Here is an 11443-nt window from a genome sequence, read left to right on the forward strand (position 1 = left end):
TCTCCTGATTTGTATTATTGAGTCGCGCTGAGCCCAGCCGCGACGTAGTCGATAAAACCTTGGGCCAGCTGCTCTTGGCTCACCTCGAAGTGTGTTTGTCCAGGCTCGGTTGCCGGCAGCTGCCACAGCAGTCCTTGATCCACCATGCCGTTCACGATGTTGTTGATGGCAAGGAAACTGTGCAGGCGTAAGCTTGCAGCGGGTTTGTCCGGCATCAGCTCGGCCAACTCGCCTTCAAAACGCCAGATCACATGTCCGAATCGACGAATCAACATGTCCTGGCCGACTTCACCCTCTTCACGGATGAGGCGTGCTACCAACTGGACGCCGGCCGCGTGTTGTTGCCAGTAGGTGTAAAACGCCACCACCAGCGCGGTCACCACCGCTTTAACGCTCAGTACACGGCGTTCTTTCAACCCCGCCAGTTCCAGCCACGCTTCATCCACGATCGGATCGAACTCACCCACGATATGGACAAGGCATGCATCCAGCAGGCCGATGCGATTTTTGAAGTAATAGCGCACAGCGGCTTCGTTGAGCACACCGGCTTTGCGCTGAATTTCACGACCAGAAACAGCCTGAGTCCCTCGCGCCCCAAATTCTGCAATCGCGGTACTGATCAACCGCTGGGGTACGTCGATGTCAGGACTGGGGGCCGCGTCAGCGGTTTCACTTAAAGGCATGTTGGGGCCTGCAATGCGTTGTTGAGGGTGATCATGCGCGCTTAACCCATTTGGGTCAACCCATATGAGTTAAACCAAGAGACATGCTTCAGATCACCACGAACGGGTGCACAAGTTCATCCATCTGGTCCTATCGCAGCATGTTCTGGCCGCAGCTCAGGTCTAGGCTGCCTATCAAACCATCCACCAGACCGCTGCCATGAGCTCGAACACAGATCCGATTCTTCCCACACAGGCGCCCGTCACACTGTCCGATCCCGACGCCTGCGAGTGGGATCAGCACTGCGATGTACTGGTGGTGGGTCTGGGCGCAGCCGGCGCCAGCACGGCCATCAGTGCTTGTGAGAATGGCGCCAACGTGCTGGTCCTGGACCGCTTTGGCAATGGCGGCGCGACGGCCAAAAGCGGCGGTATCGTTTACGCCGGTGGTGGCACACCACCGCAGCAGCGTGCGGGCATCGAAGACAGCCCGCAGAACATGTTCAACTACCTCAAACTTGAGGTCGACGATGCGGTCAGTGACGAGACTTTGCAGCAGTTCTGCAACGACAGTCCAGGGCTGATCAGCTGGCTGGAATCCATGGGCGCACGATTTGATTCACAGGCCCCCTTCCCCAAGACCTCCTATCCGCGCAACGGCGTATTCCTCTACTACTCAGGCAACGAGGCCCTGGCGGAATCGGCCGCGGTGGCCACACCTGCCCCACGAGGGCACCGTACGGCCGACGATGGGCTGTCCGGGCCACGTTTGTTTGCCGTGCTGGAGCAGCGTGTTCGTCAACTCGAGATACCGGTGCTCAAGCAATGTGCGGTGCATCGGCTGATTCAGGACGAAACCGGTCGGGTTATCGGCGTCGAGTACGTCATGCTGCCTGCCACAAGCCGCGCTGCCCAGCAGCATGCCAAGCTGATCAAGAAAGCCGACAAAGTGCATGAGGCCCTGCCCGGCTGGGCTGACAAGCTGCGCCTCAAGGCCCGCGCCCTGGAGCGCGAGCACGGCATCATTCAACGCGCCAGGGCCAGACATGGCGTGGTGCTGTGTACCGGCGGTTTTGTCTTCAACACCGGCATGGTCCGTGAGCACGCACCCAAATTCGCCAACAACATGCGGCTCGGTTCGACCGGCTGCGATGGCAGCGGCATTCGCCTGGGCCGCAGTGTCGGGGCCGAGCTGGGGCGTATGGACAAAGCCTCGGCCTGGCGTTTTATCAATCCACCGCAGGCGCTGATCAAGGGGGTAGCCGTCAACGCTGCGGGGCAACGCTTTTGTGTCGAGTCCGCCTATGGTGCGCGCATCGGTGTGCGCATGTGCGAAACCGCAGAGGGCCAAGCCTGGCTGATACTCGACAAGGCAACGCGTAGCCAAGCCTGGAAACAGATTTTCCGGGACGGCTTGTGGTTCTTCCAATCGATACCCGCCCTGTTTCTTATTTTGCTGGCCAAACGTGCCCCCGATCTGGCCACGCTGGAGCGGAAAGCCGGCATCCCGGCGGGGAATCTTCAAGCCACGGTGGCGCGCTACAACCAGGGTGCCAGTGGCGAACAGCCTGACGCATTCAACAAGTTGCCGGAGGCCATGCAGCCTTTGAGCCAGCCACCCTTTTCCGCCTTGAACATTTCTGCCAACAACCCACTTTTCCCCTTACCCACGATTACGCTGGGTGGCCTGCGGGTTAACGAAAAAACCGGCGCCGTGCGCAACACGCAAGGCCAGGACATTGCAGGCCTGTACGCGGCTGGCCGCAGCGCTATCGGGGTCGCCTCCAACAACTATGTCTCAGGCTTGTCCATTGCTGACTGCCTGTGGTCTGGACGACGCACCGGTCGCACGTTGGCCGCGCTCGCAACCGGCCGGAGCTGACGCATGGCTGCCAGCCGCTTGTTCGCAAAATTTCGCAGCGTGACCGAATCAGCCTTCGCCCGCTGGGGTGAAATCTGTCACGACCACCCCCTACGCATCCTGGCCGTTGTGCTGGCCGCACTGGCTGGCCTGTCGATCGCGCTGCCCAGCCTCCAGACCGACATGTCGAATGAGGGTTATCTGCGCGAGGATGACCCGGCCCGCCTCAACCTGAAATGGTTTCAGACCGCCTTCGGACGCGACGACCGCATTGTGGTGGTGTTGCGCAGCGATGCTGATGTGATCAAGCCCGGCGTTCTGAATACGGTTCGTCAGCTGCATCAGGCGCTGGAGGAACTGCCCCAGGTCAACAAGGTCGAGAGTCTGATCAATGCCCGCCTGACCCTGGGCCGCGACGATGAACTGATCGTCAGAGACCTGATGGAAGACTGGCCCGAAAGCGCGGACGATTACGCCGCACTCGGCACACTGATCGAAAACCGCAGCCTGATCCGCGAGAACTTCATCAGCCGCGATGGCCACGGCACCCTGATCATTGTCACCCCGGATGCCTATACCGCGTCGGTCAGTGGCGCTCACGATGAACCCGCTGCACTGGATGCCTTCGATTTTGATGCCGGCTTCGAGGACATGGGCCTGCCCGGCGAGACGGACGCTGCGAGCCGCCCGGCCGAGCTGATCAGCGACCAGGAAATGTTCGACCTGGTGCTGCGCATCCAGGCGCTGGGCAAAACCTACGAACGTGAGGACCTGCGCGTGAGTTTCGCCGGCGCCTCGTATCTGACCGAACGGCTGACCCACGTGCTGGTGCGCGACATGTCGGTGTTTTCCGGGCTCAGTATCGGCATCACCGCACTGTTGCTGTTACTGGTCTTCCGCCGCTGGATCATGGTCATACTGCCGATCAGTGTGGCCTTGCTGTCGGTCTACGCCACCTTCGCCATCATGGCCACACTGGGCATGACCCTGACCACCGCCAGCCAGATTCTGCCGTCGCTGCTGTTGGCTGTCGGGGTGGGCAACTCGGTGCACATTTTCACGGTGTTCTTTCAGGCCCTGGACCGCGGTGACAGCAAGCGCGAAGCGCTGAGCTATGCGCTGGGCCACTCCGGGCTGGCCGTGGTACTGACAGGACTGACCACCGCTGGCGGTCTGGCGTCGTTCATCACCGCCGATATGCAGACCGTGGCCCAGATCGGCGTCATCGCGCCGATCGGCATCCTCTGCGCGCTGGTGTTTTCACTCAGCCTGCTGCCGGCGCTGATCGCCCTCACCCGCTTTCGTAACAAAGGCCTGCGCAGCGATGCCAGCGGCCCGCTGCAAGGCTTTCTGTCGCTATGCGCCGAGCTTTCGACCCGTTATCCCGGCCGCGTGGCTGGCAGCTGGTTCGTGGTGCTGGGTCTATGCATGCTCGCCATCACCCAGCTACGCCCCAGCCACAACCCGCTGCACTGGTTTCCGCTGGGCAGCGAAGTGCGTGATTCCATGGATCTGGTCAATGAGCAGTTTGGCGGCGCCACCTACGTGGAAATCGTGGTCGACAGCGGCCAGACCAATGGCCTGCATGATCCGTCCCTGCTGCACAACGTGGATCGCGCCATGCAGCGCGCCGCGCACGTCGAATTACAAGGCGGGCGCATGGGACCAAGCACCTCGCTGCTCGACATTAACAAGGAGCTGCATCAGGCCCTGAACGGCAATGACCCGGCGTTTTATCGCATTCCGGACAATCGCGAACTGATCGCGCAGGAGCTTTTGCTGTTCGAAAACTCCGGCAATGAAGATCTCAAGGATCTGGTCGACAGCCCATTCCAGATGATGCGCATCACCGCCAAGGTGCCGTTTGTTGACTCCCTGCACTACGCGCCTTACCTAGCATCGCTGGACCAGATCTTCGAGGAGGAACTGGGCACCGACGTGAACGTAACTCTGACCGGGATGACACCGCTGTTTGCCACCACGGTGGGCTACATCATCACCGACACCCTGCGCGCCTACACCGTTGCCTTCGCCATCATCGCCCCATTGATGATGCTGCTGGTCGGCTCCGTCCGGGTCGGACTGCTGAGCATGATCCCCAACCTGGCCCCGATCATCATCACCCTGGCCTTCATGTACCTGCTCGGCCTGCCGCTGGACATGTTCAGCACTCTGGTCGGCTGCATCGCACTGGGCCTGGCGGTGGATGACACCATTCATTTCATGCACAACTACCAGCGCTATCGGGCCAAGCTGGGTGATGCCGCCGCGGCGGTGCGGGAAACCCTGCGCACCACCGGCAAGGCCCTGATGGTGACCTCCATCGTTCTGGTTGCGGCCTTCATGGTCAACGCGGCAGGGACCATGATCAACGTCCGCAACTTCGGCCTGATCACCTCGTTCTGTATTGCCCTGGCCTTCCTGGCCGACGTGCTGCTTGCTCCCGCACTGGTGGTGCTGCTCGACCGCTGGAAAACTCGCGGCACGCTGCGCGCTGGCTGAAGCACTTAAGCGCACCGGAGCGCCGCATGTGAACGATGCGCCGGCGAAAGAAATCGCCGGCGCACCTCGCTCAATCTAGAAGGATTCGTCGATCGGTGCCGCATCCGGCTTGCGCCCTCCGCGCGGCGGCGCCAGCTCTTCGGCGCTGAGCTGGCCATCGCCATCGCGATCCCGCTGCATGATGCGTGCGGCCATCTGGGCGGAAAATTCATCCACGTCGACGTTGCCGTCAGCGTTGCTGTCAGCGCGCTCAAGCCGATGTTGAATATGCCGGGCCTTGCGCCGTTCCTGCATGGCCTCAAGCTCGTCGAGACTGATCAGCCCGTCGCCATTGCTGTCGATGGCCTGCGCTTTGTTGGCCACGAGCTGCATCACCTCCGCCTCGCTAATCGCGCCATCGGCGTTCAAATCCATAGCGTCCATATGCGGTCCGCGCGCCATGGCCGCACCACTGCTCAAAACAAGGTTGGCGAAGATCGCGGCTACCAGTTTGCTGTTCATGGGGTACTCCTGGGGAAAGATAGTCGAGCCCACCACATGTGGACTCATACACTGAAACGCCCATCCCGCTTCATTCCGTCGCTGCAACCCAAACGCCCGCTGGCCATAGTCCGGATGCGTGGTGTGCCGGCCCCAGCCGCGCTCTAACGTGTGCGTATAGCCACGCCGACAAAGCCATGAGCCCAAGCAATCTGCTGACCGCGCAGCACGACAAGGTGTTGACCATCACCTTCAATCGCGAAGACAAAATGAACGCGCTGAGTGCAAGTTTCCTGCGCGACCTGAAAGACGCACTGGATGCGGTCAAACACGACGACAGCGTCTCGGTGGTGGTCCTCAAGGCCCACGGAAAGGCTTTCACCACGGGCTACGACCTGGATGGCAGCGACTGGGTCCTGTCGCAGAACCCGATCGCGCTGCACGGCAAACTCAACCTGGACCGCGACCGCGAAGACATCAAGGGTCTGCTGGAATACTGGTGGACGATGTGGAAATTCCCCAAACCCATCATTGCCCAAGTCCAGGGCCTGTGCCTGTCCGGCGGTGGTGAACTGATCGCGATGTGCGATCTGGTGGTGGCGGCCGAAACCGCCAAGTTCGGCCATCCGGCCGGGCGTGATCTGGGCATCCCTCCAACGGTGTTTCTGTGGCCCTTGCTGATCGGCATGAAAAAGACCCGCGAGTTTCTCTACACCTCGCGGCTTTTCAGCGCCACCGAGGCTGAACGCCTGGGTCTGGTCAACCGCGTGGTGGCACTGTCCGAACTGGACAAAACCGTGGATGAGCTGGCCGCCGATGTGGCCCGCACCCCGGTCAACAATCTGGCCATACTCAAACAAGCGACCAGCCGCTTCTACGAAAACATGGGCCTGTTCGCCTCCGGCGACCAGGCGGCCGAGCTCGATGCGGTGTTTCACCAGAGCGACAGCTTCGTCAATTTCTTCGCCAAAGTGGCCGAGGATGGCGTCCAGGCCGCACTGGCCCAACGCCGCAAGCAGTTCGGCTAAAACCCCAACCGGAATCGTTCATGCACATCGTTTTGCGCTCTTTGATGCTGTTCGGCCTGCTGCTTGCGAGCAGCGCACAGGCCGACATCGACAACGCCGCACTCAGCCACACCGAGGACGGACGCAACTGGGCCGCCTGGGGCCGCACCTTTGATGAACAGCGCTACAGTCCGCTGGATGAGATCAACCGCGACAGCGTGTCGCGCCTGGGCCTGGCCTGGACCTACGAGCTGGACAAGGTGTGGAGCGTGTCATCCCAGCCCTTGGCGGTGGACGGGGTCATCTACATCGCCGTCGGCTACAGCGAGGTCCACGCCATCGACGCCAGCAGTGGCCAGACCTTGTGGAGCTACGACCCGCAGGTCGATCCGATCAAGATGCGCATGGCCTGGGGCATCCGCGGTCTGGCCTACTGGAAAGGGCGTGTGTATGTGGGCGTGCAGGATGGTCGCCTGATCGCGCTAGACGCCAAAAGCGGCGAGCTGGCCTGGTCGGTGCTGACCACCGAAGCTGGCGACAACCGCTACATCACCGGTGCACCGCGGGTCTTCAACGACAGCGTCATCATTGGCCATGGTGGTGCCGACTTCGGCTATGTTCGCGGCTACGTAACCGCCTACGACACCGCCACCGGGGAGCAACGCTGGCGCTGGCATGTGGTTCCGGGCAACCCGGCCGACGGCTTTGAAAATGCGGCCATGGAGATGGCGGCCAAAACCTGGAGCGGTGAATGGTGGACCTCCGGCGGGGGCGGCACGGTGTGGAACGCCATGACCTATGATCCGGAGTTCAATCGCATCTATCTGGGTACTGGCAACGGCTCACCCTGGAATCACAAACTGCGCTCGCCCGGCGGCGGTGACAATCTGTTCCTGTGCTCGGTGGTCGCCCTGGATGCCGACACCGGAGAGTATGTCTGGCACTACCAGACCACCCCGGGTGAAAGCTGGGACTTCAACTCGACCATGGACATGGTCCTGGCCGATGTTCAGATCGACGGCGCTCCACGCAAGGTGCTGATGCACGCTCCCAAGAATGGGTTTTTCTATGTCCTGGACCGCGAGGACGGTGCGCTGATCTCGGCGGAAAAACTCGGCAAGGTGACCTGGGCAGAACGCATTGACCTGCACAGCGGGCGCCCGGTCGAGGTTCCCGGCGCCCGCTACGAGAACGGCGAAGCGCTGATCTGGCCCGGCTCTGCCGGGATGCACAACTGGCACCCCATGGCCTACTCGCCAGACACCGGCCTGATGTACATCCCGACCCGCGAAATGGCCGGCTACTACAACGACGAAGGGCGCGATCCACGCCAGTGGAAGATGAGCGCCGACGACCCCATGGGACTCAAGGGCTTTTTCGACGACATCCCGACCACCGCCGGCGGCAGCGCGGTGCTGGCCTGGAACCCGCTCACCCAGCGCAAAGCCTGGGAGGTCGAAACGCCGGGCTTCAGCAATGGCGGGCTGATCACCACACGCGGTGGCTTGGTGTTTCAGGGCCGGGCCGACGGCCGCTTTGTTGCCATGGACGACCGCACTGGCGAGGAACTGTGGACCCATCAGATGGGGGTCGGCACCCAGGCTGCGCCGATGAGCTTCAGCGTCAATGGCCAGCAGCACCTGGCCATCCTGGCCGGCTGGGGCGGCAGTCAGATGCTTATGGGTTCGCTGACCGCACAGCATGGCTGGGTCGGACGCAATCATCCGCGCCGCCTGCTGGTTTACCGCCTGGATGCTGATGCCGCGCTGCCCGCCGCACCAAAGCCCTCACGCCCCAGCGCCATTGATGACACAGACTTCGTGATCGATCCCGCTCAGGCTGAGGCCGGCAAAGCGTTGTACTTCCGCCACTGCGCGATCTGCCACGGATCCGGTGTGGTTGCCGGTGGCTATGCGCCGGACCTACGCGCCTCCGGCATTCCTCTGACGCAGGCCGGTTTTACCGCAATCGTGCGCGATGGAGGGCTGGTCTCACGCGGTATGCCGGTTTTCCCGGAATACAGCGATGAGCAGCTGCAGGCCCTGCGCCACTACATCCGCCAGCAGGCCCGCCATCAAGCTTCGGCCTGGGACGATCTCAAGGCCGCCTGGAACTTCATCGTGCTGCTGATCAAGATGAAGTGGGCCAGCCTGACCGGCTGAGCCCTCAGCGCGAACGCGCGTTCAGGAATGCGTTGACCGCGTCATGGTGCTCCTGGCTGCCGAAGCACTCACGCAAGGTGTCGGATTCACGCTGCCAGACCTTGTCGATATCGGTCTCGGCGAAGTTCTGTCGCAACAGGCGTTTGGTCATGCGAACCATGCGGGTAGGCGCCCGGGCCAGTTGTTCGGCCATGGCCAAGGCTTCGCTGCGTAGCGCATCAGCAGCGACCACCCGATTAACCAAGCCGCTGCGTTCCGCTTCATCGGCCTTGACCTTGCGCCCGCTGAGCGTCCACTCGCTGGCCCGCCCAAGGCCCACGCGGGCGGCCAGAAAATGGCTGGAACAGTATTCCGGCACGATCCCGACCTGGGCAAACGGAAACGCAAACACCGCGTTGTCTGCCGCGTAAATCACATCAAACGGCAATAGCATGGTGATGCCACCACCGATAGCCGCGCCGTGCACGGCGGCAACCAGTGGTTTGGACGCTTCGGTCAGCTTGATCCAGTCTCCCACCACGCCCAGCCCACCAAGGCGCTGATCCTCATCCAGATAGGCCTTCTCACCACGCACAAACGGCAGAAACCAGTCTTCCAGATCGGCACCGGCGCAAAAGGCCTTGCCCGCCCCGGTCACCAGAATCGCGCCCACCTGATCGTCCGCATTGGCTTTTTCGATCGCCGCCTGCCAATCGTTGATCAGCTCCGGGGTCAACGCATTCAGCACCTGGGGACGATTCAGGGTGATCACCGCTACCGCGCCTTCGACGGCATATTGAATCTGATCGCTCTTCGACATGAGGGCCTACACAATGATTGAAATCGCCACAGCATAGTGGGCGCAGCGGGTCGGCAACTCATGCTTTCGGACCACGCTGCAGCACAGCGTGCGGCACGCAAGGGAACCAATTCGCCGTAGCAATCGTGATCATGGGCAGAACGCGGACTCCGGCCAGCCAGAGATCCGCGCACGAGGAACACAACCGTTGATTTGCGCATAACCACAACCAGGCGCAAAGCTTTCTGGGGGAGACACTTATGTACGGTGCACAGGAGACCGCCGGGTGGCGGCGTGGGCTGTCAGGACTGGTACTGGGACTGGGCCTTTCCCAGGCCGCAGCCCAGTCTGGCGATGACGATCTGGATGCGTTGTTCGGCGCGCCTGACAACCAGCCGCGCGCCACCGCCAGCCCGACACCGCCGCCGCAGCGTGAAGCGGCCGCCATCACCCTGGAGGAAGAACCCACGCCCAGCGCACGTCCGGCGCAGCGCGGCCGGGTGCTGGAGGAAATCATCGTCACCGCGCAAAAGCGCGAGCAAAGTCTGACCGACGTGCCCATCTCGGTCAGCGCGCTGAGTGGCGAGAAGCTTCGCGATGCCGGCATTGAGAACCTCAGCGATCTGTCCGAGTACGCCCCCAACTTCAAGCTGGTCGAAGGCGGCCTGGTCCCGTTGATCTACATGCGCGGTGTCGGCTCGGGCTCCAATCAGGGCTTTGAAATGTCCGTCGGCCTGTACAACGACGGCATTCACCTCGGGCGCCCTCACCTGACCCTGGCAGCGTTTCTGGATGTCGAGCGCATCGAGGTTCTCAAGGGCCCGCAAAGTATTCTGTTTGGCAAGAACGCGATTGCCGGCGCCATGAATGTGACCTCCGGCCAGCCGCGCGACAGCTTCGATGCCAGCCTCAGCGCGAGCTGGTTCGAACCCTTTGAAGATCGTGAGCTCAGCGGTTTCGCCACCGGCCCGTTGAGCGACACCCTCAACGGCCGCGTCGCGCTGCGCTGGCGCGATGAAGGCGGATATGTCTACAACCGCGGGCAGCAGCGTGACGATCCACAGTTGGAGGAGCTGGCCGGGCGTGGCACGCTGCAGTGGACTCCGTCGGATGAGGCGCAGTTCACCCTCAAATTCGAACACAGTGGACGCGACTCCACCGGGCGCACCTATCAGATTGTCGACAACGGCATTCTCACCGAGTCGGAAAACAATCAGGCCGGCCTGGATGATATGCGCGAAACCAACGAAGACGAGTTCATGGAACTGGTCAATGACAGCATCACCCTCAATGGGCGCATCGACATCGGCGAGCACACTCTGGAGCTGGTCAGTGGTTTCACCACCTACGATCAGATTGATGCGTTTGATGCCGACTCCAGCGGGGTCGACACCATCTTCCTGATTGGTCAGGAGGATTATTCCCAGTTCAGTCAGGAGATTCGCTGGGTCTCGCCTCCCGGTGAGCACTTCGACTTCATTGCCGGTGCTTTTTATCAGCAGGCTGAACAGGAATTCAATGAGTTCGGCGATCTCAAAGTGCGCACCGGCACGCTGGAATTCGCCGCTCTGCCGGGTGAGTTGATCGACATCGTGGCCCAGGCAGGCCCGGCCAACACGGTGGTTGTGATCAGCGCCGATCTGGCCCGCTTGTTCACCGTGGATTCGCGCTCGTCCTCACTGTTCGCCCAGGGCACCTGGCATTTCGCCCAGGACTGGCGACTCACGGCCGGTGCACGCTACGTGCACGAAACCAAGGATGGTTACCGCAATCTGGAGGCCTACCAACCCGGCACCGAACAGGATGTTGACCCGGTCACCGCAGCGGCCCTGGCACAGCTCAAAATCGAAGCACACACCTTGTCCGGCAAGCGCGAATCCAACACGCTGCTGCCTTCGATCAATCTGCAGCACGACCTCAACGACGCCGTCATGCTCTACTGTGCGCCGTCAGCAACTGTGTAACACCTGAGGGGTTTCGCTAAAGGAGGA

Annotated in this window: 8 protein-coding genes; 5 read left to right on the forward strand and 3 right to left on the reverse strand. The window is 61.7% G+C overall.

All coding sequences use genetic code 11. From position 1 onward, the window contains the following. Nucleotides 1-14 precede the first annotated feature (14 nt). Complete coding sequence (locus ATO7_RS14320; protein ID WP_083562805.1) at nucleotides 15-683, reverse strand: TetR/AcrR family transcriptional regulator; 669 nt, start codon at nucleotides 681-683, stop codon at nucleotides 15-17. A 199-nt stretch (nucleotides 684-882) separates the two neighbouring features. Between ATO7_RS14320 and ATO7_RS14325 the strand changes: the two genes are divergently transcribed. Both ATO7_RS14325 and ATO7_RS14330 read left to right on the forward strand, forming a co-directional pair. Then, a complete protein-coding gene (locus ATO7_RS14325) occupies nucleotides 883-2544 on the forward strand; it encodes an FAD-binding protein (protein ID WP_083562807.1) in 1662 nt (553 codons plus the stop codon). A gap of 3 nt (nucleotides 2545-2547) precedes the next feature. Next, nucleotides 2548-5025, forward strand: a complete 2478-nt coding sequence (locus ATO7_RS14330; protein WP_083562809.1) for an efflux RND transporter permease subunit — start codon at nucleotides 2548-2550, stop codon at nucleotides 5023-5025. Nucleotides 5026-5100: 75 nt separating this feature from the next. On the opposite strand, the gene ATO7_RS14335 is transcribed toward ATO7_RS14330, so the two are convergent. Beyond that, on the reverse strand, nucleotides 5101-5526 hold the full coding sequence (locus ATO7_RS14335) for an EF-hand domain-containing protein (protein WP_158523219.1): 426 nt from the start codon (nucleotides 5524-5526) through the stop codon (nucleotides 5101-5103). Between the two features lie 176 nt (nucleotides 5527-5702). On the opposite strand from ATO7_RS14335, the gene ATO7_RS14340 reads away from it, so the two are divergent. Both ATO7_RS14340 and ATO7_RS14345 read left to right on the forward strand, forming a co-directional pair. Then, nucleotides 5703-6533 (forward strand): enoyl-CoA hydratase/isomerase family protein, encoded by an 831-nt coding sequence (locus tag ATO7_RS14340; protein ID WP_083562813.1) that lies wholly within the window; start codon nucleotides 5703-5705, stop codon nucleotides 6531-6533. A gap of 20 nt (nucleotides 6534-6553) precedes the next feature. After that, nucleotides 6554-8674 carry a PQQ-dependent dehydrogenase, methanol/ethanol family gene (locus ATO7_RS14345; protein ID WP_146680367.1) on the forward strand — a complete coding sequence of 707 codons (2121 nt, stop codon included), beginning with the start codon at nucleotides 6554-6556 and terminating at the stop codon, nucleotides 8672-8674. A 4-nt stretch (nucleotides 8675-8678) separates the two neighbouring features. Here the strand turns inward: ATO7_RS14345 and ATO7_RS14350 are convergent, their stop codons facing one another. Further along, nucleotides 8679-9473 carry an enoyl-CoA hydratase/isomerase family protein gene (locus tag ATO7_RS14350; RefSeq protein WP_083562815.1) on the reverse strand — a complete coding sequence of 265 codons (795 nt, stop codon included), beginning with the start codon at nucleotides 9471-9473 and terminating at the stop codon, nucleotides 8679-8681. A 239-nt stretch (nucleotides 9474-9712) separates the two neighbouring features. On the opposite strand from ATO7_RS14350, the gene ATO7_RS14355 reads away from it, so the two are divergent. Next, nucleotides 9713-11416, forward strand: a complete 1704-nt coding sequence (locus ATO7_RS14355) for a TonB-dependent receptor (protein WP_083562817.1) — start codon at nucleotides 9713-9715, stop codon at nucleotides 11414-11416. Nucleotides 11417-11443: the final 27 nt, after the last annotated feature.

Source organism: Oceanococcus atlanticus, from assembly GCF_002088235.1.
Classification (GTDB): domain Bacteria; phylum Pseudomonadota; class Gammaproteobacteria; order Nevskiales; family Oceanococcaceae; genus Oceanococcus; species Oceanococcus atlanticus.